Source organism: Pontibacter saemangeumensis, assembly GCF_039541895.1.
GTDB lineage: Bacteria > Bacteroidota > Bacteroidia > Cytophagales > Hymenobacteraceae > Pontibacter > Pontibacter saemangeumensis.
This window is the reverse complement of sequence record NZ_BAABHC010000039.1, coordinates 120,045-141,914: the sequence shown is the minus strand read 5'-3', so window position 1 is coordinate 141,914 and position 21,870 is coordinate 120,045. Positions and strand designations below refer to the sequence as shown.

General features: G+C 55.1%; 20 protein-coding genes. 9 read left to right on the top strand and 11 right to left on the bottom strand.

Annotated elements, in window-relative coordinates:
• The first annotated feature begins 332 nt into the window (after nt 1-332).
• From ABD920_RS23010 to ABD920_RS22980, 7 genes are all read left to right on the top strand, one after another.
• Nucleotides 333-620 carry an ATP-dependent Clp protease adaptor ClpS gene (locus tag ABD920_RS23010; RefSeq protein ID WP_345162786.1) on the top strand — a complete coding sequence of 96 codons (288 nt, stop codon included), beginning with the start codon at nt 333-335 and terminating at the stop codon, nt 618-620.
• Between the two features lie 13 nt (nt 621-633).
• Nucleotides 634-1,242, top strand: coding sequence for a recombination mediator RecR (recR, locus tag ABD920_RS23005; RefSeq protein WP_345162784.1), 609 nt, complete (start codon nt 634-636; stop codon nt 1,240-1,242).
• A gap of 247 nt (nt 1,243-1,489) precedes the next feature.
• Nucleotides 1,490-3,451 (top strand): lectin-like domain-containing protein, encoded by a 1,962-nt coding sequence (locus ABD920_RS23000; protein ID WP_345162782.1) that lies wholly within the window; start codon nt 1,490-1,492, stop codon nt 3,449-3,451.
• Nucleotides 3,452-3,461: 10 nt separating this feature from the next.
• On the top strand, nt 3,462-4,463 hold the full coding sequence (locus ABD920_RS22995) for a PorP/SprF family type IX secretion system membrane protein (RefSeq protein ID WP_345162780.1): 1,002 nt from the start codon (nt 3,462-3,464) through the stop codon (nt 4,461-4,463).
• Nucleotides 4,464-4,731: 268 nt separating this feature from the next.
• Nucleotides 4,732-5,946 (top strand): pyridoxal phosphate-dependent aminotransferase, encoded by a 1,215-nt coding sequence (locus ABD920_RS22990; RefSeq protein ID WP_345162777.1) that lies wholly within the window; start codon nt 4,732-4,734, stop codon nt 5,944-5,946.
• Nucleotides 5,946-6,965 carry a bifunctional heptose 7-phosphate kinase/heptose 1-phosphate adenyltransferase gene (locus ABD920_RS22985; protein WP_345162775.1) on the top strand — a complete coding sequence of 340 codons (1,020 nt, stop codon included), beginning with the start codon at nt 5,946-5,948 and terminating at the stop codon, nt 6,963-6,965. Before ABD920_RS22990 ends, ABD920_RS22985 begins: the two co-directional genes overlap by 1 nt.
• Before the next feature lie 340 nt (nt 6,966-7,305).
• Nucleotides 7,306-9,105 carry a TrkH family potassium uptake protein gene (locus ABD920_RS22980; RefSeq protein WP_345162773.1) on the top strand — a complete coding sequence of 600 codons (1,800 nt, stop codon included), beginning with the start codon at nt 7,306-7,308 and terminating at the stop codon, nt 9,103-9,105.
• A gap of 186 nt (nt 9,106-9,291) precedes the next feature.
• Here ABD920_RS22980 and hemE read toward each other — a convergent pair whose 3' ends face one another.
• The 3 genes from hemE to ABD920_RS22965 form a co-directional block, all read right to left on the bottom strand.
• A complete protein-coding gene (hemE, locus tag ABD920_RS22975) occupies nt 9,292-10,338 on the bottom strand; it encodes a uroporphyrinogen decarboxylase (protein WP_345162771.1) in 1,047 nt (348 codons plus the stop codon).
• Nucleotides 10,339-10,484: 146 nt separating this feature from the next.
• Entirely contained in the window at nt 10,485-11,108 is a 624-nt protein-coding gene (locus ABD920_RS22970; protein ID WP_345162769.1) for a MarC family NAAT transporter, read from the bottom strand.
• Nucleotides 11,109-11,149: 41 nt separating this feature from the next.
• Nucleotides 11,150-11,398, bottom strand: a complete 249-nt coding sequence (locus ABD920_RS22965; RefSeq protein WP_345162768.1) for a hypothetical protein — start codon at nt 11,396-11,398, stop codon at nt 11,150-11,152.
• 148 nt (nt 11,399-11,546) lie between these two features.
• Here ABD920_RS22965 and ABD920_RS22960 point away from each other — a divergent pair, with 148 nt between their 5' ends.
• The gene (locus tag ABD920_RS22960) at nt 11,547-12,677 is read left to right on the top strand and encodes a 5-(carboxyamino)imidazole ribonucleotide synthase (RefSeq protein WP_345162766.1); all 1,131 of its coding nucleotides are present in this window, start codon (nt 11,547-11,549) and stop codon (nt 12,675-12,677) included.
• Between the two features lie 10 nt (nt 12,678-12,687).
• Nucleotides 12,688-13,215: a 5-(carboxyamino)imidazole ribonucleotide mutase gene (gene purE / locus ABD920_RS22955; protein ID WP_345162764.1), complete on the top strand. Its 528-nt coding sequence runs from the start codon at nt 12,688-12,690 to the stop codon at nt 13,213-13,215.
• 86 nt (nt 13,216-13,301) lie between these two features.
• On the opposite strand, the gene ABD920_RS22950 is transcribed toward purE, so the two are convergent.
• The 8 genes from ABD920_RS22950 to ABD920_RS22915 all read right to left on the bottom strand — a co-directional run bounded on the left by ABD920_RS22950 (nt 13,302) and on the right by ABD920_RS22915 (nt 21,852).
• The gene (locus tag ABD920_RS22950; protein ID WP_345162762.1) at nt 13,302-13,583 is read right to left on the bottom strand and encodes a hypothetical protein; all 282 of its coding nucleotides are present in this window, start codon (nt 13,581-13,583) and stop codon (nt 13,302-13,304) included.
• 268 nt (nt 13,584-13,851) lie between these two features.
• A complete protein-coding gene (locus ABD920_RS22945; RefSeq protein WP_345162760.1) occupies nt 13,852-14,922 on the bottom strand; it encodes a glycosyltransferase in 1,071 nt (356 codons plus the stop codon).
• Nucleotides 14,913-15,824, bottom strand: coding sequence for a glycosyltransferase family 2 protein (locus tag ABD920_RS22940; RefSeq protein WP_345163313.1), 912 nt, complete (start codon nt 15,822-15,824; stop codon nt 14,913-14,915). Before ABD920_RS22940 ends, ABD920_RS22945 begins: the two co-directional genes overlap by 10 nt.
• 165 nt (nt 15,825-15,989) lie before the next feature.
• Nucleotides 15,990-17,000: a glycosyltransferase family 2 protein gene (locus tag ABD920_RS22935; RefSeq protein WP_345162757.1), complete on the bottom strand. Its 1,011-nt coding sequence runs from the start codon at nt 16,998-17,000 to the stop codon at nt 15,990-15,992.
• 10 nt (nt 17,001-17,010) lie between these two features.
• Nucleotides 17,011-17,925, bottom strand: coding sequence for a glycosyltransferase family 2 protein (locus ABD920_RS22930; protein ID WP_345162755.1), 915 nt, complete (start codon nt 17,923-17,925; stop codon nt 17,011-17,013).
• Between the two features lie 8 nt (nt 17,926-17,933).
• Nucleotides 17,934-18,953, bottom strand: a complete 1,020-nt coding sequence (locus ABD920_RS22925; RefSeq protein WP_345162753.1) for a polysaccharide deacetylase family protein — start codon at nt 18,951-18,953, stop codon at nt 17,934-17,936.
• Nucleotides 18,950-20,575, bottom strand: coding sequence for a glycosyltransferase (locus ABD920_RS22920; protein ID WP_345162751.1), 1,626 nt, complete (start codon nt 20,573-20,575; stop codon nt 18,950-18,952). Before ABD920_RS22920 ends, ABD920_RS22925 begins: the two co-directional genes overlap by 4 nt.
• Nucleotides 20,572-21,852 (bottom strand): glycosyltransferase family 2 protein, encoded by a 1,281-nt coding sequence (locus tag ABD920_RS22915; RefSeq protein ID WP_345162749.1) that lies wholly within the window; start codon nt 21,850-21,852, stop codon nt 20,572-20,574. Before ABD920_RS22915 ends, ABD920_RS22920 begins: the two co-directional genes overlap by 4 nt.
• Between the last annotated feature and the right edge of the window lie 18 nt (nt 21,853-21,870).

Sequence of the window (21,870 nt, the reverse complement as noted above, 5' to 3'; positions counted from 1 at the left end):
GCGCCGGTTGTATAGCCTACGTAAAAACATTGGATTTATATATATGCTACCGAAGCAGCAGCCCTACGCAAATGTAGCTTTTTTTAAGTTTTTCATCAACGGCAAGGCTGTGCGGAATTTATCTTCTTTTAGTGAAAATGCGGGTCGTTTAAGGGTTTTCTCACTAAGCCGCACGAAGTGAAAAGTAAGCAGGCAAAAGGGGGGTAGCCGGAATCAAAAAGCGCGTAAACTTGTTGAAATGAACGCGCTAAACCAAAAACACAGGCGAAAGAAAAGGCCGCATCCATGGCCCGCGGCTTCGTTAAGTGCTTAATAATTCGTATTTTTGCATTATGAATTGGGAGACAGAAATTTTACACAAAGAACAGGTTGAGGTAGAGCTGCTGGAAGAGAGTACCGATCTCCGCAACCTGGTGGTATATAACGACGACGTGAACACGTTCGACCATGTAATCGAGACGCTCATTAAGGTGTGCCGCCACACGGCTGAGCAGGCGGAGCAGTGCACCATGCTGATCCATTACAAGGGTAAGTGTACCGTTAAAGTAGGGTCTTACGAGGAGCTGGTGGGCATGTGCACCGCCCTGCACGACAAAGACCTGTCGGCGGATATAGAGTAGAAGGGGAGACTGAATGAATTTTCCGTCGAAGTTGATTGAGAATGCCGTGGAGGAGCTGGCAAAGCTGCCCGGCATCGGGAGGAAAACCGCGTTGCGCCTGGCGCTGCACCTGCTGAAGGAAGAGTCGGAAGACACCTTCTCACTGGCCGAGTCGCTGGTGAAGATGCGTACAGACGTAAAGCACTGCAAACAATGCCATAACATATCGGACTCGGAGGTTTGCAGCATCTGCGCCAACCCGCTGCGCGACAAAAGCGTGCTGTGCGTGGTGAGTGATATCCGGGATGTGATCGCCATCGAGAACACCTCGCAGTACAAGGGCCTGTACCATGTGCTGGGTGGGGTGATTTCGCCCCTGGAAGGCGTGGGCCCATCGGACCTGCAGATAGAATCGCTGCTGGAGCGCCTGCCGCAGTCGGAGGTAAAGGAACTGCTGCTGGCCATCAGCCCCACCATGGAGGGCGACACCACGGCGTTTTACCTGACCCGCAAGCTCCGCGACCAGAACCTGCGCATCACCACCATTGCGCGCGGCGTGCCGGTGGGCGGAGAACTGGAGTATACTGATGAGGTTACCCTGGGCCGCAGCATCGTGGAGCGCACGGCTTATGGCAAAGTGTAAAACAGCTATATATAAACCCCCTTTAAACCGGAGCGGCCACCCCATAAGGGTGGCCGCTCCGGTTTAAAGGGGGTTTCCTGTTAAATGATACTAAACAAGGAAACCGCTCTTCCATGGCGTGCACGATGGAGGCATTGGCAACAGAGATTATAAAATAATCTTTTTATTTATATCTTTTTATCGTTAGCATCAGGGTATGAACGCGCTGACCCTGCCTTGCATCAAAATAGCAAATCCAACACAAAGGATGCTTCTTACAGTCTGGGGCTGCTTCTTGATGGCCCTGTTCACGCCCATTGCCTCCAAAGCGCAATTCGTAACCCGGGGCGACGCCGTGAAGCTGTCAAACCAATGCTACAAAATAACCGAGGATCGGCTGGAACGGTACGGGTCCATCTGGTCAGAGACCAAGTTAGACCTGTCGAAGCCGGTGGAGCTGGAGTTTATAATTTATATGGGGACCAAGGACAGGGAAGGGGCGGACGGCATCGCTTTTCTGATGCACAACGACCCTAGGGGGCTGGCAGCCACGGGAGCCACGGGGGGAGGCCTGGGCTATGGCGACCCGAATGCCATACGCCCGTCTGTCGCAATAGAATTCGATACCTGGCACAACATGGACGACCCGGCCGACATTGCCTCGGACCATACGGCCGTGGTCTACAACGGCAACATCCGGAATCCTGTGGTTCCCGCCTTGCCGATAGACCCCGGCAGCCCCGATATCGAGAACAACCAGTGCCACACCTACAGAATCTCCTGGAACCCGGAAACCAGGGAGTTGCAACTGTACTTCGACGGCAAGCGCCGCATCAGCCACACCGACGATATTGTGAAGAATGTGTTCAGGGGCACAACAGAAGTGTACTATGGCTTTACCGGCTCCACCGGGGGGAACTCCAACGAGCAAACCATATGTGTGTTAGGTGACACGGGAGAGCCGGTTGCAAACGATGATGCGGTGGAGGCAGAGCCGGGCAAGCCGATAGAAGTAGCCGTGCTGGCCAACGACGCCCACACAGGAGGCGCTGGCCTCACCCTTACGCGCATCGTCAGCCAGTCAGGGAAAGGTGTGGCAGAGATCGTGGGCGACAAGCTTATATATACCCCGGATGCCTGGGTTTCGGAAGCCGACGATGTGGTGACATATGAGATCAGTGACGCAGGCTCGGGGCAGTGCTATGCTAAAACCGCAACCGCAAACCTAAGAATCAGGGTGAGGTGCAGGCTGCCACTTGCCCCTGTCGAAATAACCACTGAAGGCGCTACTTCTTTTTGCGAAGGACAAAGTGTGCGGCTGTCGGTGCCGGGGATAGCCGGCCCTCGGTATATATGGAAACGAAACGGCGTGCAGATCGGGGAAAACAGCCCTGTGTTTGTGGCGTCCGCATCGGGTAATTATACAGTGGAGGTTTCCACAGTGTGCGGCACCGTAACAGCAAAACCGGTGACGGTTACAGCCAATCCCACGCCGGCACAACCTGGCGTGGCAGAGGCGGAACGGTGCGGACCCGGCGTGCTTACGCTGACAGCAACGGGCGGCAACAAGGGAGAGTACCGATGGTACACCACGGCTACAGGTGCGACACCGGTAGCCGTGGCAAGCGAAAGCCGGTATACAACACCCGCGCTTACCGCCACGGCTACTTATTATGTAGCTGTGGTGCGGAACGGTTGTGAAAGCAGCCGTGCGCCGGTGCGGGCCATGATTCACCCTGTGCCGGAAGTCGCCCCAACTGCGGAAGTGATCGTGGACGAAGGGGATGGAGTAACACTACAAAGCGCTGCAGGCGGGGCAACCTATAGATGGTCGCCGGCTACAGGTCTGAGCGATCCCTCCGTTGCCAACCCGGAGGCCCGGCCTGCCCAAACCACTACCTATACCGTGACAGTCACAACCGCCGAAGGCTGTCAGGCAACAGGCCAGACGAAAGTGATCGTGCGGAAGGAGCTGGTGATCCCCAACGCTTTCTCACCCAACGGCGATGGCGTGAATGAAACCTGGGAGATCGCGGCCCTGGAAGGGTACCCCGGTGCCCGGGTGGAGATCTTTGACCGTTGGGGCAGCAGGTTCTATGACAAAACAGACTATGTGAAGGAGTGGGACGGAACCCTGCATGGCAAGGCCCTGCCGCAGAGCACTTACTTCTATGTGATTACCTTAAAAGAAGGCCGCAAACTTACCGGATCTGTCAGCATTGTGCATTAACCCGACCTTCATGCTAAAAGCGATACTTCTTGCTTCTTTCATCGCCGCCCCGTTGTTTGGGTTTGCGCAGCAGAAGCCGCAGTATAGCCAGTACATGATCAACAACTTCCTGCTCAACCCGGCTATCGCAGGCATTGAGGACTATACAGACATCAAACTGAGCGCGCGCAACCAGTGGGTGGGTGTGGAAGGGGCTCCCACCACGTTCTACCTCAGCGCGCACACGCGGCTGGCGAAGAAAAACATTGCCGCAAGCCCCGGTTCGGTGGAAACCAGGACCCCCGGCTTTGCAGCAGAACGGGAAAAGCGCAGCATCTACCGCAACGAACGCTATAAACCCCGTCACGGCGCAGGCCTCACCCTGTTGCACGACAAACTGGGGCCTTTTGAGCGGAAGGAGGCTACTTTCACCTATGCCTACCACACGCCCCTCACCGGAAACTTGAAGGGGGCGGCGGGGGTGTCTGCCGGGCTTACACAGATGAAAGTGGCAGGCAGCTCTTTGTCTTTTGTGGACCCGAATGATGCCGCCGGAACTGACAGAAGCACGTGGCGGCCCAACCTGTCGGGAGGGCTGTGGCTGTATTCGAGTACTTTTTATGCAGGTGTTTCTGCTTCCGAGGTGCTGGGCAATGCCGTTGCCTTCAGCGGCGACGCGGGGGAGGCCGGGGAAGCCCGCAGCCACTATTTTTTTACGGGAGCCTACAAAGTCGCCGCCTCAGAACGGCTGGCGTTTATTCCTTCGGTGATGGTGAAATGGCTGCGCCCGCTGCCGGCATCTGTGGATTACAACCTCCGGGCGCTGTACAACAACCGCATATGGGCTGGGGTATCCTACCGGCAGCACGACAGCGTCGCCTTTCTGGCGGGACTCACCCTGAATCATATATATGAGCTGGGGTACGCATACGACACCGGCGTGAGTTCGATGGGCGCATCCAGCTATGAGGTGGTGCTGGGGGTGCGGTTATACAACAAACGCAGAATCCTCAGTCCCTCCAATTTGTGGTAAGGAGTTTATATATAATCCGTTGCCTGTGAGGTGGTAGCTCCTGCCACAGCCGGGAAAAACTAAAGGCAGCGTTCCTGCCTCGCAACTATATATAAAGCAGCGCCGCGCCGGTGTCTTTATTTTATTTGTGACTGATATACAGTGCCGTGCTTTTTATTTTCAGCAGTTATCCCCAACTTGAACGCCAAGAACAAAAGCAAATGCCACGGCTGCAACGTTGCATAGTCTGTGGCTTTATTAGTAAATTGCCAGCTTAACCTGAAAAGAAATGCAAAACACAGAGGAAGTAAGATCAGCACTGTCAGACAGAATCTTAGCCTTGTCTGAGTCACAAACCATAGCCATGGCCAAAAAAGCGCGCGAACTGGCTGCGCAGGGGTATGATGTCATCAACCTGAGCTTTGGCGAGCCCGATTTCCAGACACCGCAGTATATAAAGGACGCCGCCAAGCAGGCCATCGACGATGGGTTTACCTTTTACACACCCGTACCCGGCTACCCGGAACTGCGGCAGGAGATCGTGAACAAGTTTAAGCGCGACAACAACCTGGACTACAAGCCCGAGAACATCGTGGTGTCTACGGGTGCGAAGCAGAGCATTGCCAACGCGGTGTTGTGCCTCACCAATCCCGGCGACGAGGTGATCATCTTTTCGCCTTACTGGGTGTCTTATGAGGAGATTGTGAAGCTGGCAGAGGGCGTGCCGGTTCCGGTGATGGGCCGCCTGGAGAACGATTTTAAGGTAACGGCGGAGCAACTGGAGCAAGCCATCACCTCCGACACCAAACTCATCATGTACTCCTCGCCGAGCAACCCCACCGGTGCCGTATGGGACGAGGACGAACTGCGCGCCATCGCGAAGGTGATAGAGAAGCACCCGCAGGTGTATGTGATCGCGGATGAGATATATGAGTACATCAACTTCGAGGGCAAGCACTTCAGCCTGGCCAGCGTGGATGCGATCAAAGACCGCGTGGTGACGGTGAACGGCTTCTCGAAGGGCTATGCCATGACGGGCTGGCGCGTGGGCTATATGGCCGCCAACAAGGAGATTGCCTCTGCCTGCGACAAACTGCAAAGCCAGATCACGTCCGGCACCTGCTCTATCTCGCAGAAGGCGGCCGCGGGTGCCCTCAAGGGTGGCAACGCATCTTCGCTGGAAATGACGGAGGCCTACCGCCGCCGCCGCGACCTCGTGCTGGACATCATGAACGACATCGAGGGCTTCAAGACGTATCTGCCGAAAGGCGCATTCTATATCTTCCCTGACGTGAGCCACTACTTTGGCAAGCGCTTCGAAGGCAAAACGATAGAGAACTCCGAAGACCTGAGCATGTTCCTGCTCGCTGATGCGCATGTGGCGACAGTAGGCGGCGAGGCGTTCGGGGCACCGCAGTGTATCCGCTTCTCTTTTGCCGCATCCGACGAACAACTGACGGAGGCGCTGCGCCGCATTAAGAGCAGCCTTGCAAAATTGCAGTAATGACTCAAATTTCAAGTTTAGAGGGCCTCTTTGAGGCCTTCAACAACCTTGCTGTGCTTGTGGTGGGAGATGTGATGATTGATTCGTACCTCTGGGGGAAATCAACGCGCATCTCTCCCGAGGCACCTGTACCCATTGTGAATGTAGTAAGGCGCGAGAAACGCCTGGGCGGGGCCGCCAACGTGGCCCTGAATGTGGAGGCGATGGGGGCAACGGCGCTGCTTTGCTCCGTCATCGGCAACGACCCGGACGGGAACGACTACCTGCGCCTGATGGAAGAAAACGGCCTGTCCACCGAGGGCATCCTGCAAAGCCCGGAGCGGGTCACCACCATCAAGCACCGCATCCTTGCCGGGGCGCAGCAGCTGCTGCGCGTCGACTCCGAAATAGAGCACAACCTGACGGAGCAGGAGGAACGCCTCCTCGAGGAACGTTACCTCAAACTGCTGGAGAAGGCAGATGTGGTGATTTTCGAGGACTATGACAAAGGTGTTTTCTCGGGGCAGAACATCGGCCGCTTCCTGCAACTGGCCAACGCGCGCGGCATTCCGAGCGTAGTGGACCCCAAAAAGAAAAACTTCCTCAGTTACCGTGGCTGCACCCTGTTCAAGCCGAACCTGAAAGAGCTGAAAGAGGGCCTGAAGGTCGAGTTCAGTGATGAGAACCTGCCTGCTTTCGAGGGCGCCGTGGCCGACCTGCAGGAGCGGTTGCAGGTGCAGCAGGTGCTGGTTACCTTGTCGGAGCGGGGCGTATTTGTGGCCGAAGGAAAAGACAAGGCCTATATAGGGGCGCACCGCCGCGCCATTTCCGACGTGTCGGGGGCCGGCGACACCGTAATTAGTATTGCGGCGCTGTGCATGGCCCTGCGCACCTCCAAAGAATTGATGGCTGGCCTCAGCAATTTAGGTGGCGGGCTGGTGTGCGAGCAGGTGGGGGTGGTGCCTGTAAACAAAGAGCGGCTGTTTGAGGAGGCCCGGCAGGTAAGGTTGTTCCAATCGGATGAATACGGCATCGCTTAAATGCTTTCTTTATAGGAGCAAGCTGTGGGCCTATGCCCTCCTGCTGCGCTCCGCCTATATCCCACCTGTTTTTGCCGTGGGGCTGGTAATATATGCCCTTTGGGTGGGGCAGCACCCAGTGATGCTGAACAGGCTGTACCCGGCCCATGCTGAACTTTTTCCGTCTTTTCGGTTATATGCTTCCGGCGCACCTCCTCTGCTTTTGAGCGGGTAGCGTTTCCGGGCGCGCCTGGCCTGAGAGGGCCGATGGCGCTTGGCTTGAAAGTTTGAACAAGTACGTTTACTTTACTAAAAGCGGAATCGCCTCCGTAGGGACGCCACGGAAAGGCCTTTGATAAACATGAACACCGAATCGCTTAACAGACTTTTATACGGCAGTAAGTTAACGGCATATACCATTATGCGCCGCACTACCTACGTGCTGACGCTGATTGCCATCAGCTTGCTGGTATATGCGCATGGGGTAGTGGAAAATCCGGTGCGCCTGCGGCTGCTGTTCCACGCCATTGATGGCATTCTTGTTATATTCGTAATCATATACTTCCTGCGCATCCTATATGCCTTTGAGCGGGTTAAGTTTCTGAGGCGCACCTGGTTTGAGGGGATTCTGATGGGGATTATTTTCTTCAATGAGTTCTTTACCTATATCGTGGGCTTCCCGCTCATCTATAACTTCTTTGAAGGGATCGGCATTCCGCTGTCGGTGGAGTTCTACCGGGTGATGGTGTCGCTGTACATGCTGGTGCTGCTGACCGTGGAGCTGCTGGAGACGCGGGTGCACCTGAAGACGATGCAGCTGAAGCCCTCGATCACGTTCCTGTTCAGCTTTATTTTCCTGATCCTGGTGGGCACGGGCCTCTTCATGTTGCCAAAGCTGTCGAACGCACCGGAAGGCATCCGCTTTATCGACGCGCTCTTTATGGCCACCAGTGCCTCCTGCGTAACGGGCCTGGCGGTGGTGGACCCCGGCACCTACTTTACCTTCTCGGGGCAGGTGGTGCTGCTGCTGCTCATCCAGTTGGGCGGTTTGGGGATTCTGACCTTTGCCACGTTCTTTGCTTCGCTGATCCGGCAGGGGGTGGGCATTAAGCAGCACGTGGCCATGCACGAACTAATGGACAGCGAGTCGCTCTTCTCCACCAAAAACCTCCTTAGCAAACTGATCTTGCTGACGCTGACGATTGAAAGCATCGGGGCCGTGGCCGTTTTCATGACGTGGGGCACGGACGTGCAGTTTGCCAGCCTGGGAAGCAAGATATTTTTCTCCGTGTTCCATGCGGTGTCTGCTTTCTGCAACGCGGGCTTCTCGCTGTACCCGCAGGGCCTGTACACCGAGCCGATCCGGTTCGCCTACGTCATGCACCTGGTGGTGGCCCTGTTGATTATTTTCGGGGGCCTTGGCTTCCCGACCATTCTGGATGTTTTCTCCCCTATGAACATGCGCGCCCGGATGCAGAAACCCTGGAAGAACTGGAAAATGCTTTCCCGTGTGACGATCTATACCTCCGCCTTCCTGACAGCTGTGGGCATGATCGGCTTTTTCCTGTTGGAGTACTTCAATACCCTTTCCAGCCTGGGTTTTGCGGAGGCGCTGATTGCCTCTTTCTTCCAATCCGTGACTACCCGCACGGCCGGGTTCAACACGGTCGATATCTCTGCCCTCACGGTGCCCACGCTGTTGCTCTTTACCTTCCTGATGTTTATCGGGGCGTCGCCGGGCTCAACGGGGGGCGGTATCAAAACGACCACGTTCACGGTCATCCTGTTTGCCGTGGCCACCACCATCCGGAACAAGCGCAACATGGAGATAGGCCACCGCACCATCCCGCACTCTGTGGCCTACAAGGCGTTCTCGGTATTTACCTTCGCCGCTATCATCAACATCACCTTTATTTTTATCCTCTCCATCAGCGATGCCCAGTTCGACATCATAAAGCTGGCGTTTGAGCAGGTATCGGCCTTTGCCACCGTGGGGCTGAGCACCGGTATTACGGCGGGGCTTTCTGATGTGGGGAAAGCCGTCATCATCATGTCGATGTACCTGGGCAGGGTAGGTACCCTGACGCTGGCACTTGCCCTGAGCACCCGTGCCTCCTCAACAGCCTACCGGTACCCGGAAACGCAACTGGCAGTGGGCTAAGGGAGTTTTGGAGTTTGTGAGTCAGAAACGGCGAAAGATCAGGATAGATTGCGCCATTGCTGAGTAAGATTTCAGTACACGCTGCTACACAGCTATATATAAACAGGGAAGGCCCGCTTATACAGCGGGCCTTCCCTGTTTATATATAGCCGGTAGGTTTTCTAACTCTTCAACTCCCCAACTCTCTCAGCCCTCAGACTTTACAGCTTCTCCATATTCTTTCACTGTCTGCACAAAACACTTCACTTTCTCCGGGTCAGTGTCGGGGTACACGCCGTGGCCCAGGTTGGCGATATGCCGGTGCGGGCCAAACTCCCGCAGCATTTTGATGGTCTCGCGCTGTATCGTGTCGAAGGAACTGTAGAGCAGGCAGGGGTCCATGTTGCCTTGCAGCGTTTTATCCGGCCCCACCTGCTGGCGGGCGGTTTTCACCTCCATGTTCCAGTCCAGGCCGATGGTTTCGCAGTTCAACTCGCTGAAATCCTCCAGCGCGAAGAAAGCGCCTTTGGCGAACACCGTTACCGGCACGTTGCGGATAGCGTTGCAGATCTCGGCTATATAGGGCAGTGCGAATTCGCGGTAGTGCGCCGGCGAAAGGATGCCCGCCCAGGAGTCGAACACCTGGATCAGGTTGGCGCCCGCCTCTACCTGCGCCTGCAGGTAAGCGATGGTCGTGTCGGTGATCATGCGGAGCAACTGGTGGGCCAGCCTCGGGTTGGTGTAGAGCATGCCCCGCGCGTGCGAGAACGTTTTGGAGCCGCTGCCCTCTACCATATAGGCCAGGATTGTCCAGGGCGCGCCGGCAAAGCCGATGAGCGGCACGCGTCCGTTCAGTCCCCGCTTCGTTACCCTGATGGCATCCAGCACATAGTGCAGGTGCTCGTAGGGGTCCGCCACGCGCAGTCGTTTCAGGTCATCCTCGGTGCGGATCGTCTTCGGGAACACAGGCCCCTTGCTCTCCAGCATCTCGTAGGTGCAGCCCATCGCCTCGGGCACCACCAGGATATCTGAGAAAATAATGGCGGCATCCACATCCAGTATATCCACCGGCTGAATCGTAACCTCGGCGGCCAGTTCCGGTGTTTCCACCAGCTCCTTAAAGCCGCTCAGGCTGTTGCGCACCGCGCGGTACTCCGGTAAAATACGCCCCGCCTGGCGCATGAGCCACACCGGCGTGCGCTCCACTTGCTCGCCTCGGGCAGCCCTTAATAGCAGATCGTTCTTCAGTTGCATGGCGCAAAGATACTATAAAGTTGTTGATTGTCGGTTGTTGATTGCTAAAAGGCTGCCTCGTTGCATGGCTATATATGCGGCAGGTGCAGCTTTATCAAACCTTTAACAGTTTAGGCATATAACAATGCGGCACCGGCATTCAAAAATCACCTTTCGGTAAAGAACAGGGCCGTAAGGGCGGACACGATAAAGTTTACGCCGATGGACAGCACAATAAAGCCCATGATGCGGGAGAGCGCCGCAAGGCCTGACTTGCCCATATAGCGGGTGAGTTGGTGGGAAGAGCGCAGGATGAGGTACGACACCGCTGCCAGCAGGATAATGCCTATCAGGATGAGCAGCATATCAATGACAGAAAGGGTGGTGGTGAAAAGGCCGATGCTGATCGCGATGGAGCCGGGGCCGGACAGCATGGGCATGGCCAGCGGCGTGAAGGATATATCGTCTTTTTGCTGGCCTTCTTCCACCACCTCCGGCGAGATTTTCTTCTTGTTGGCGCCCGGCGTCAGCAGGTCAAAGCCCGCCCGCATGATCATGAGGCCGCCGGCGATGCGCAGGTCGTGTATCCGGATGCCGAAGAAGTTGAGGATATACTGCCCCGTTAAAAAGAACACGGCCAGGATGCCTACCATATATAAGCAGGCCTTCAGGGCCTGCTGGTTACGCTGGGCGGGGGTGTCGTCCTGCGTCAGCGTCAGGAACACGGGCATGGCCCCAAAGGGATTTACAACGGAGAACAAGGCGGAAAAAGTAGCCAGTATGATTTCCATAGGGAAGCGTAGGGTTACAAAAAGCCGCAAGCTACTCAGATTTATCTTAAAATGTACCAGTACAGCACCAGGTCATATACCAGCAGCACCAGCAGCGTGGGGTAATACTCGTCACGGGAACTGTCGCCAAACACTAGGTAACCGGCCAGCGCCAGGCTGATGAGCTGAAAGGGCACCAGCAGCAGGCCATGGCCTGCCGGACTGCTCCCATGCCAGATAATCCTCAATACAATTAAAAATAAAGGAACATGGAATAATACCATCATGCTGCGCACCAACTTCTCTGACATATCGTTTAACCTTAGTTATCTACAATATAGAGGTAGTTATATGAAAATCAAAATCTTTTGCCGCAACGGCAGCAATATGCAGGAGCAACAGGGGTGGTTCGCGTATAATCCTTATTTTTGGGGAACGATCAATTAATCAGGACGCGACATGAAAGGAGAAGTAAAGCTTGGCATACTGGGCGGCGGGCAATTGGGCCGCATGCTGCTGCAGGCCGGGCTCGATTTTAATTTATATACGCTGGTGCTTGACCCGGATGAGCACGCCCCCTGCAAGGCCATCTGCCATGAGTTTTTTGTGGGCAGCTTCCGCGACTTTGACACCGTGTATGCCTTCGGCAAAAAATGCGACATCCTCACCATCGAGATCGAGCACGTGAACGCCGATGCGCTGGAGAAACTGGAGCAGGAAGGGGTAAAGGTGTACCCGGACGCACAAACTGTTCGTACCATCCAGGACAAAGGGCTGCAGAAGGAGTTTTACCGGAAGCACAGCATCCCCACCTCTGATTTTATATTAGTGCGGGAGAAGGAGGAACTGCTGGAAAACCTTGGTTTTCTGCCGGCTTTCCAGAAGCTGCGCCGCGAGGGTTACGATGGCCGTGGCGTTACGCGCCTGGCGAGCGAGGGTGATCTGGAGAAGGCCTTTGCAGCGCCGTCGGTGCTGGAGAAACTCGTGGACTTTGAGAAGGAGATCTCCGTGATCGTGGCCCGCAACGCCAGCGGCGAGGTGACGGCTTTCCCGGTGGTGGAGCTGAGTTTTCACCCGGAGCACAACCTGGTGGACTCACTATTCGCGCCTGCCAATGTGCCTTACAAACTGCAGCGGCTTGCCATCGAGATTGCCACCCGCGTGATCGAGGCGTTTGGGATGGTGGGTATCCTGGCCGTGGAGATGTTCCTGACAAAAGATGGGCAGATCCTGGTGAACGAGGTGGCCCCGCGCCCGCACAACAGCGGGCACCACACCATCAAAGCCAACTATACCTCGCAGTACGAGCAGCACCTGCGCGCCATCCTGGACCTGCCACTGGGCGCCACCGACATTCAGAGCGCCGCCGTAATGCTGAACCTGCTGGGCGAGTCGGGCTATGACGGCGAGGCGGCCTACGAGGGGCTGCAGGAGGCGCTGGCGGTGCCGGGTGTATATATTCATTTATACGGCAAAAAGTACACGCGGCCCGCGCGCAAGATGGGCCACATCACGGTGCTGGGCCAGACGATAGAGGAGGCGCAGCAGCGCGCGGCGTCCATCAGAAATGTAATCAAAGTAAAAGCATAGTTATTTATATATGGCCGAAGATACCACGACCACACAACCATTGGTAGGCATTATCATGGGCAGCCAGTCTGACCTGAAGGTAATGGATGCCGCTGCCGAGATACTAGAGATCCTGCACGTACCGTTCGAACTGACGATCGTGTCGGCGCACCGCACCCCGCACCGCATGATCGAATACGCCGAGAATGCCCGCAAAAGAGGCCTGAAGGTGATCATCGCCGGCGCCGGCGGGGCCGCGCACCTACCCGGCATGGTGGCGTCGCTCACTACTTTGCCTGTGATCGGCGTGCCGGTGAAGTCCAGCAACTCCATCGACGGCTGGGACTCGGTGCTGTCTATCCTGCAGATGCCGGGCGGCATACCAGTGGCCACCGTGGCCCTGAACGGGGCCCTGAATGCCGGTATCCTGGCTGCTCAGATCCTGGGCACCACCAATGCTGCCGTTGCCGACCGGCTGGAGAAGTACAAGACAAGCCTGAAAGACAAAGTGATGCGCTCCGTGGATGAACTGAAAAGAGGAGGACGGGATGAGGATTGAGGGAGCTTTCCTATATATACTGGAGTCGCTTCGATTTGCCTAAGAGAGTTTCTCAGCATCTGTCATAAAACCATCAGCCGGTGCGGCTATTGATGGTGAGAACCAAATGTTTTGTACACTGCTGGGTGGCGCGCAGCTTTTCTGGGCGCCCGAGGAAAGGCCTCCGAAACAGCCTGCCAGCGATGCATGTGTGCCGTCATGGCCAGCAACAGGAAAGAAAAGGCTGCAAACGCCAGTTCAGCGGCATATAGGCTTGGCAGGCTAAACGCGGCAAAAAGTAAGATAGCCCACGCACCTGTGCGGATTCGGCTCCACTTGTCTTCCTCCACGAATATCAGCCGCATAAATAGCATCAGCGTCGTCAGCATACAGAACAGTTTGAGGGCCTTTCCGGGGAACATGCCCGGACCTGTCTCCCAGACCTGTTACATGCAGTATATGGGCAACCCAGGTTCCTGACAGCGCCAACAGGTTTAGCATCAGCATAAGACCTAGGCACCAGCGTAGTTGAGAAGGCGAGAGGCGGATATGAATCAACAGCATGTTCATATAGAACCAGGAAATAAGGAGATGTCGCCTTGATATCGCCTATAATCTGGCTTGATGTTTACAGTAGAAATGTCGGGCGTGCGGCCTTTACTGCATCTTTATTCTCGCCTTTCTTTCAGGCACGAACGTTGTCTCGCACCGCGTGAGCGTGATGAGCTTCTCGTGCTTGAACTGCAGTATCCTGGCAAAATTCTCCCGCATGGCGCGGTGCCGGCTAAAGCTCCAGAGTCTGGCCTTCACGCTTTTGATTTTTAAGGCGTTTACCTTGGCTGCGTCCGAGCCGGCAGGAAGCCTGAACTTGTTCAGGATTAGCGGGTACAGTTGCTTTATGCTGGACAAAAAGAGGCGTAGCAGCCGCAGGTAAAAGGAGGAAACGCTTTCTATCCCGGCGTTTATAACGAACTGGTAAGGCACCAACACCTCAAAACACTTCGCTCGCTCTTTAAAGAATCGCTCGTAATATTTCCATTCCATCCGCTCTTTGGGCATGAAGTGTTTAAACCGTAGCCTGTCGTCGTACCAGATGTCATAGCCGGTTAGAGCGAGCGCATAACAAAACTCATAGTCGCCACCGGAACTCAGGTTGGTGCCCATCCTGTCTGTGAGCATCGGCTCGAATCCCATCCTGCACACCGCACCATAGGCCGGTTTCCGAATAACGCACCCTGCGCCATATACTGTGTTGCGGTAGACTTTACCGGATGATTTTGCCTGGCGCCCGTTCGCGAACAGGGGCAGGGCAGCAACCCAGGCGGGAGGGGGCGTTTCATATTCTAATTCACCGTGCCCGCCCAATACCCCAATGGAGGGATGCCGCTGCATGATTTCATGCGCCAGGTTCACATAGTCCGGTGCCAGCCAGTTGTCATCGTCACAAAAGACGATAAAGGGGTAGCGGGCCTTTTCAAGGGCCAGCTCCCGCGCATAGGTAAGCCCTGGTCTCGGCTGGTGCAAAAGAGAAAAAGTTGCCGTGCTCCCGGTCTTAGCCCACTCCGTTTCCACCACTTCTAAGGTATTGTCTGTAGAAGCATTGTCCACCACTATCACTTCCCAGGGGATATGCGGCAATACCCGCTGCTGTGCGATATGCGCAAGCGTTTCAGGAAGCAGGCTGGCACCGTTGTAGGTGCAAATAACAATTGTTACACCTATCGCCATACTGTGTATAAGAAAATTTTAAAGTAAACCTGTGCGATCTTCAGGTAGAGCCGTGGGGCCTGGTGCAGGAGCAGGGCCTGCTTTACCTGCGCCTGCACGACCTGCCTGCTGCGCAGCCGCAGCCAAAGCTGCTCGGCTACCTTTACGCCATAGTACGCATAATACTTTTTAGACCGCTTTAGTGTTGTTTCCCGCTGCGTAGGAGGCAGGTGGTTCTGGATAAGCTTCATTGCCTGTGCCAGGTCTTTTATATGTTGCCCGTTTAGATACTTCAGCCCTGATATAGAACCAGGGTGCTTCCGGTAGTCGGCTAAAATCTCCGGCGTGTAAGCCACAGGGTAGTGCCGCGCGATCCTTGTCCACATTTCCCAGTCCTCCCCATACGTTAAGGCATAAAAGCCGCCTAATTTCTCAAAGACCTCGCGCCGTACAGTAATCGATGCATACTGGATGCGCTGACGCTCCGCTATTTTCAGAAGCCAGTCCTGTAAAATGCCGGCCTGGGGCATTTCCGGGCGTTGCTTATAGAGCATCTGGCCATTTTCATCAATACAACCGTACCTGCAGAAAGCCGCCCCCGCCTCGGGATAAGCCTGAAACAGCCGGCTCATGGTAGCGTAATAGCCTTTCCGCACCTTGTCATCACCATGCAGCAGATGGACCAGTTTGCCTTGTGCCCGGTTGAGGCAGGTTTCAAAGTTGCGCAGGCTACCTACATTCTCAGGCTGCCTGAAGTACTTTACCCTGCCTTTGCCAATCCGTTGTACCAATGCCGCCACATCTGTGTCGGTGCTGGCGTCGTCCACCACCTCCACCTGCATTTCCTGCTCCGGCATAGCCTGCGCCAAAATACTATCTAAACACTCGGGCAAATACTGGGCGCAGTTATATACCGGTATCATCACAGACCATAGCGGCCTCGCCTCCTTTGCAGGAAGTGATGGGATTTGTGGGGCTGTGGCAGGTATTCGGAGCATATAAGAGCAATGTCAGGTAAATTAACGAATTTGGCGTTAGCTGCCTTATTATACTCCTTGATTATGTGAAAATAATTATACGAATATTTTTCATAAAAGTATATTTATTTTTTTATATATAAAAGATTTTATATAATGTCGGACGTAACCGGATTTAAGAAGCAGCCATATACTCTGAGGCAACGGAAGGTGCTTCAGGTAATAAATAAAAATATACCGGCGCTTGTACCGTGCCGCCTTGCTGATGGCGGCGGCGTTGCGGTTGATGTTGTCTTTTGCCAGAATGTGTTGCGTAAGCGCGTCTAACTCCTGCAGGCAGGCCAAGACTTTAGCCGGGCTCTTGGTAGCGAGCAGCGGCTGGAAGTTGTGCTGGAAGCACTCGATGAATTCCAGCGGAAGCGTGTAGCTGCTGCCGGCATAGTAGCGGAAATTACGCAGCAATTGCTGCTGTTGCGCCATCTCGTACTCCTGTTTCTTCAGTACCTGGTGCAGGCTCTGATCAGTCATCCTGTATTCCAGCAGCACCTCAGGCAGGTTGTACAGCTTGTGCTGGCGGGACAGCTGCCAGAACAGCTCAAAGTCCTCTGCATAGGCCGCTGTATACATGCCTGCCGCTTTTACCGCCGCGGTTCGGTACATCACGGTGGAATGGTATATCCAGCAGATGAACGTGAGGTTATAGTAGAAAAACTCACTTTTAAAGCTGTCCTGGCGGATAAACTGCCCGTCCTCTGCAATCACCCGCACCAGCGACGATACCATGGCGCAGTCAGGGTGGGCTTGAAGGTAGCAATACTGCTTCTCCAGCCGCTCCGGGTAGCTGATGTCGTCGGCGTCCATCCGCGCGATGCATTCCGCAGTGGCCAGTTCTATTCCCCGGTTCAGAGTAGGGGAGATGCCCAGGTTCACCTCATTCTGATACAGGCGGATGCGCGGATCTGTATAGGACTCCACTATAGCCACACTGCCGTCGGTGGAGCCGTCGTCGATGATCAGGAACTCAAAGTCGGTAAAAGTCTGGGAGAGGATACTGTCCATCGCCTCCCGCAAAAACCGCTCAGCGTTAAAGACAGGCATCAGTACAGTTAACTTTGGCTTCATGTGCTGCTGCTTATTTCATCCTTTTCTTAATGCTGCGTTTTACCTTGCCCGGAAGCGTGCATGTTAAAAAGTGCAGCCTGGGGTAATGGTACGGCTGCAGTGCTTTTTTCAGTAGAAGCAGGGTGTTTCTGTCATTTATTTGCCGTAGCCGCAGGTACGCCTGAAACCACTCCAGGAAGTGGCGCCGCACCGCATGGTACTGCCCATCCGCATGCACCCATTGCACAATGGAGCCTGCGCGCTGCCGGTACAGGTTGTTACATGCTGAAGAGATATAGACGTTCTCCTGCAAGTAAACCTTGTTCAGGAAAGCCTGGTCTTCATAGAGTTGGTACTCCTTCGTGAAAGATTCCTCAAAGCCACCCACGCGTTCGATAGCCTCCTTCGTTAGCAGCAGGCCCGACGGGCAGGGGGCCGCACCTTCGCCCAGCGGATAGAGGTGGCTCATGAGTTGGAGTGGGGGGTATACCCGATCCTGCGGCGCCCCCACCTGGATCGTGATGTCTTTTTTCTGCGGGTCGTTCCAGCTGTGCCAGTAGGCAGATGCCTCCGCCACCATGGCGATGTGGGGGTGTCGCAAAAAAATCTGCACCTGGTTTGAGAGCTTTTTCGGGAGCCAGACATCGTCAGCATCCAGAAAAGCGACCAACGTTCCCGCAGCCTGCTGAATACCACGGTTTCTGCTGGCGCTAAGGCCTTTGTTGACATGCCCTTCGTGTTCGATGTAGTAGATGCGGCCGGGCAGCTGCTTTGCATACTGTTTTGCTATATGTGTGCTGCCGTCGGTGGAGCCATCGTCGACCAAAAGCAACTCCCAGTGAGTATATTCCTGTTGAAGCACGCTTTCTATTGCCTCTCCCAAGAACTTTTCTTCGTTCAGGAAGGCAACCACAACGGAGACCAGGTGAGTAGGGGCTTGCGTCATATACGATGTTACGGTTTACGCTGCCACTGTTGCAGCTGTGCGGCGAAGGCTTGGCCTGACATATTTTTCACCTGCACCCTGCCCAACCTATATGCCCCGGATCTCCTTGTCACCGCTTTTTCCTCTGTGGTGACAGCCGCCGCGAAGCCCGTGTTCGCCGCTGCTTCCAAAGTCCAGTTGTTGTAGTTGCCATAGGGGTAAGCCAGCAACGGGATGTCGGCCCCGGTTAGCGCTGACAGGAACTGCCTGCTATCCAGCAACTCTTTTTGCTGAACCGCGAGGTTGTGCATTCCCAGGGCTGCGTGGGACACCGTATGTGCGCCAACATCGAACAGCTTGTGCTGGCTCAGTTCCTGCAACTGCGTGGGTGCCATGCATATATAACCTGGCCTTGCTGACACGGGTACGCCAGCCCATTCCCGGATGATTTGCATCTGCGTTTCTTGTTCCGGTTGTGGCAGCGGTTTGAGCTGTTGCCAGAGCAAAAAGAAAAGCCGGGCCCGCAGGGTGGGAGGGGCATCGTTGCTGGCATCCCAACGGCGGTGATGCTGTTGTAGCTCCTCAGTGAGCGATGCCTCTGCCTGCAGGTCGAATGTAAAAGGACTGTCACTCAACTTGGCCATGAAAATTTGCGGAAGCTGTGGCGCGAACAGGAGAATATGCTCCAGTTCATCCCACCAAAACTCTTCCTCCTTGCCGATGTTCCCGGAGGTGATAAAGAAAGTGGCAGGTAACTGGTACTTCTCCAGCAGCGGCCTGGCAACTGTGAAATTATCTGTGTAACCATCATCAAACGTTATGGCGATACTGTTCCTGCGTACTTTCCCCTGCTTCACGTCTTTTACCAAATCCCGCAGAGGTACCACGTTCCCTCTGTTGCGGAGGAGTTTCAGATGCTGTTCAAAATTCTCCGGGCTCACGGCTATTCCCCATATATCCGCCGCAGGAGTCGCGATGCGGTGATACATCAGCACCAGGGCCTTTGGGTCCAAGAGCCTGTTGAGGATATGTAGCAGACCTTTTCTCAAGAGGCGGATCCCTTTACAGCTTTTACAGTCACGATCACCTGGTAATGGGGGTCGTTGAAATCAAGCTTCGCCCTGGGCACCTCCGGCAGGCCCATCCCATACAGAAAAGCGGTGGCGGCGAAAACGTTCCCAAAACATTGCACGTCTGCGTGGCCGGCTGGAAACGTCTCCTCCATCAGCCGACGCATGGCTTTGTCGGTAAACGACCAGTACCACGTTTTTTTCCATTCACCGTGATCAATGGGCGTGATGCCCGGGACCGTCAGCAGGAGCGAACCGCCTGGTTTCAAAACGCGGTGGCAGGTGCGGAGGGCGCCCTTGAAATCATATATGAGGTGGAGCGTCTGGGTCAGCACGATGCAGTCGAAGGTGTTGTCGGGGAGATGCGGTGCGTCGCTGATGTCTCCCACGAAGGTGGCCTTCGGGTTGCTGGCGTCAACGTGCAGTATATCGCTCTTCGTCACGCGCCCCTGCCCGAATTGCATGGTGTACCCGTTATCGCCTATCTCCAGCACCCGGCCATAGATGCTTCCGGCCTCCTGCTGCAGGAAATTCTCTATATAATAGCGATCTATGGGGCCTCCCCTGTTATATCCAAAATTCTTGCTCAGGGGCTGCGTTCTGTCGAAATCACCCAGATAAGCCTTGCCCACTGCCGGTACGTGCTTTTTGTGCAGGCCTATTTTATGGAGCCACCTCAACCCGAAGGCAGGCGCGTTTTTCTTTATACTGGCTTTTAGTGCGGAGGTATTGGGTGATAGCATATAGCGTAAGATTAGTGATGGCCTGTGTTGCAGAATGGTATAAACTGCCTCTTTGGTAACGGGGGCTTTCTTTGCCTGTATCCTGTAACACAACTCTTTACAGTAGTAGTTCTTCCAAATGCGTTGCCCGCGCTGGTACGCTTTTCTTTCGGCAGGCGTCTCCAGCTGACTTTGCTGCCGCGCCAGTACCCGAAGCGTTGTTGCCAACATATCCGGTATGTTCGCCGACATGTTGGTGGTATGAAGGCGGTAAGCGGCAATTTTTTGACAGTGATGGAAAACCGGGTGCTTTCTGGCAATTTTCAGGTAAAGGTCATAGTCTTCGCATCTTTTAAGGGTCGTGTCATATTGTATTTCATCAAAGATTCGCCGTCTGTACATGACGGTGGCATGCATCCCAATATAATTGCCCTGCAGCAAGTGCAGGTAGTGGTTCGCTTTCACCTCGGTCAGGTCTTCTTTGGTGACGCCTTCTTCCACAAACACCTTGTCATGGCCGCCCGACACAAATGCCAGCCGCTCATCCTTTTGTAGATAATGTGCGTTTGTCCGGAGTGCATCCGGCAATAGCCAGTCGTCTGCGTCCAGGAACACCAGGAACTCGCCGTGGCTGTGGCTGATGCCGGTGTTGCGGGCAGCCGAAAGCCCCTGGTTGGCCTGGTATATATAACGTACGCCCGCGCATTTTGCTGCCACCTCCCGGGTATCGTCTGTCGAGCCGTCGTCCACCACGATCACCTCAATGGCCGGATAGTTTTGCTTCCGGATGCTCTCCACCGCCTCCTGCAAATACTGGCCGTGGTTGTAGCAGGGGATAATGACCGACACCAAAGGCTCGGGTGCGTGCTGTTGCCTCATGCCTGAGCGGGGTGTTTGGTGTAGGCCGGTCTGCGCCTGTGCTGTATATAGAACAAAATACCTGACAGGATTCCCCTGATTTCGGAGCCGAGCGTCTTAAACCGGAACCTGTATCCCGGGAAGCCGCTGTACAGCAACTTGCCGTAATAGCGCGGCATGTCCAGGAACAAGCGCCGCTTATACCCGGCCTGCTGGTATTGGCTTTGCTGGATGAGCGCCGCCGCCGCAAAGCCGCGCATGTAACTGTACAACTGGCTGTGCAGCGCCTTTATGTCCTGGCGGTGGCGGTGGAAAGCGATGGCCCTTGGGTTATACAGGATAGTGTGCCGTTTCAGCAGAATCCGGTACCACATTTCGGAGTCTTCACTGCACCCGGAAGCACCAGCCCCCAGCCGCTCATCAAAAAGGCCGACCTCCTCAAAAATCCCCTTTCGGAAAGCCATGTTCGCACCCGCCCCGATCCGCCACACCGGCGGCCCCTTCGAGAGGTGTTTTTTGAAATAGGCAGCGTTATAGATAGTGTCTGTGTATCCCCTGTTAAAACTCCAGTGCTTTTCGAAAATCAGCTGTGTCTCTGCCTGAAGCTCGGAGGCAATCACCAACCCGGTCATCGCGGCCACCTCACTGCCTGCGAACGTTTCCCAAACCCTGTAGATCCAATCCTGGTGCACCAGCACATCGTCATCGGTATATGCTATGATCGGGGAGGATGCTTTCCGCAGGCCCGTGTTTCTGGCGTAGGATAGGCCGGGCGTAGGCTCATCTATATATAAAATGCCGTCGTAAGTACCGACCAGACTCTCTGTCGCATCATTCTCCCGCGCATTATCCACCACAATGATCTCAGCGGGCTGGCATGCCATCCTTTTGATAGAATCCAGACAATGCTTTAGGGCGCCTGCCCGGTTGCGGGTGCATATCACCACAGTTACTGGTACGCTTCCCGGCATGTCAGCAGCGATCCAGGGCGCCATTACAGCATCCAGGAAGAAAGCCCAGCGGGAGAGGTCGTTCTGTAGCGCCCATTCCTGCCACTGCCCGTTTTGCGGCTGCTCCTTCGCGTAGAAAGCAACTGCGGGTGCAACCGCCTCCACCAGCCTGTGATACAACTCCTCTTCCGGGAGCGGTCTGCCCGGCTTCAGGAAGAGATGCCCCAACACGATCTCTTTCCACCAGAGCACGAGGTAGTGGCCCTGCCGGTTAAAATCCAGCTCGGGCAGTGCCTGCTGTTTGTCCAGGTATATAGGCGTAATCTGGTAAGGGTGGTGTGGGTTCATAGGCGTGGCGCGTGGGGT

Excerpts from the sequence above, each read along its gene's own strand:
- purE (WP_345162764.1), top strand. The coding sequence starts at position 12,688 with ATGGCCGAAGATACCACGACCACACAACCATTGGTAGGCATTATCATG.
- ABD920_RS22940 (WP_345163313.1), bottom strand. The coding sequence starts at position 15,824 with ATGATACCGGTATATAACTGCGCCCAGTATTTGCCCGAGTGTTTAGAT.
- ABD920_RS22930 (WP_345162755.1), bottom strand. The coding sequence starts at position 17,925 with ATGACGCAAGCCCCTACTCACCTGGTCTCCGTTGTGGTTGCCTTCCTG.
- ABD920_RS22935 (WP_345162757.1), bottom strand. The coding sequence starts at position 17,000 with ATGAAGCCAAAGTTAACTGTACTGATGCCTGTCTTTAACGCTGAGCGG.
- ABD920_RS23010 (WP_345162786.1), top strand. The coding sequence starts at position 333 with ATGAATTGGGAGACAGAAATTTTACACAAAGAACAGGTTGAGGTAGAG.
- ABD920_RS22970 (WP_345162769.1), bottom strand. The coding sequence starts at position 11,108 with ATGGAAATCATACTGGCTACTTTTTCCGCCTTGTTCTCCGTTGTAAAT.
- ABD920_RS22950 (WP_345162762.1), bottom strand. The coding sequence starts at position 13,583 with ATGCTGACGACGCTGATGCTATTTATGCGGCTGATATTCGTGGAGGAA.
- ABD920_RS22985 (WP_345162775.1), top strand. The coding sequence starts at position 5,946 with ATGACTCAAATTTCAAGTTTAGAGGGCCTCTTTGAGGCCTTCAACAAC.
- ABD920_RS22995 (WP_345162780.1), top strand. The coding sequence starts at position 3,462 with ATGCTAAAAGCGATACTTCTTGCTTCTTTCATCGCCGCCCCGTTGTTT.
- hemE (WP_345162771.1), bottom strand. The coding sequence starts at position 10,338 with ATGCAACTGAAGAACGATCTGCTATTAAGGGCTGCCCGAGGCGAGCAA.
- ABD920_RS23000 (WP_345162782.1), top strand. The coding sequence starts at position 1,490 with ATGCTTCTTACAGTCTGGGGCTGCTTCTTGATGGCCCTGTTCACGCCC.
- recR (WP_345162784.1), top strand. The coding sequence starts at position 634 with ATGAATTTTCCGTCGAAGTTGATTGAGAATGCCGTGGAGGAGCTGGCA.
- ABD920_RS22990 (WP_345162777.1), top strand. The coding sequence starts at position 4,732 with ATGCAAAACACAGAGGAAGTAAGATCAGCACTGTCAGACAGAATCTTA.
- ABD920_RS22960 (WP_345162766.1), top strand. The coding sequence starts at position 11,547 with ATGAAAGGAGAAGTAAAGCTTGGCATACTGGGCGGCGGGCAATTGGGC.
- ABD920_RS22980 (WP_345162773.1), top strand. The coding sequence starts at position 7,306 with ATGAACACCGAATCGCTTAACAGACTTTTATACGGCAGTAAGTTAACG.
- ABD920_RS22915 (WP_345162749.1), bottom strand. The coding sequence starts at position 21,852 with ATGAACCCACACCACCCTTACCAGATTACGCCTATATACCTGGACAAA.
- ABD920_RS22945 (WP_345162760.1), bottom strand. The coding sequence starts at position 14,922 with ATGGCGATAGGTGTAACAATTGTTATTTGCACCTACAACGGTGCCAGC.
- ABD920_RS22965 (WP_345162768.1), bottom strand. The coding sequence starts at position 11,398 with ATGTCAGAGAAGTTGGTGCGCAGCATGATGGTATTATTCCATGTTCCT.
- ABD920_RS22920 (WP_345162751.1), bottom strand. The coding sequence starts at position 20,575 with ATGAGGCAACAGCACGCACCCGAGCCTTTGGTGTCGGTCATTATCCCC.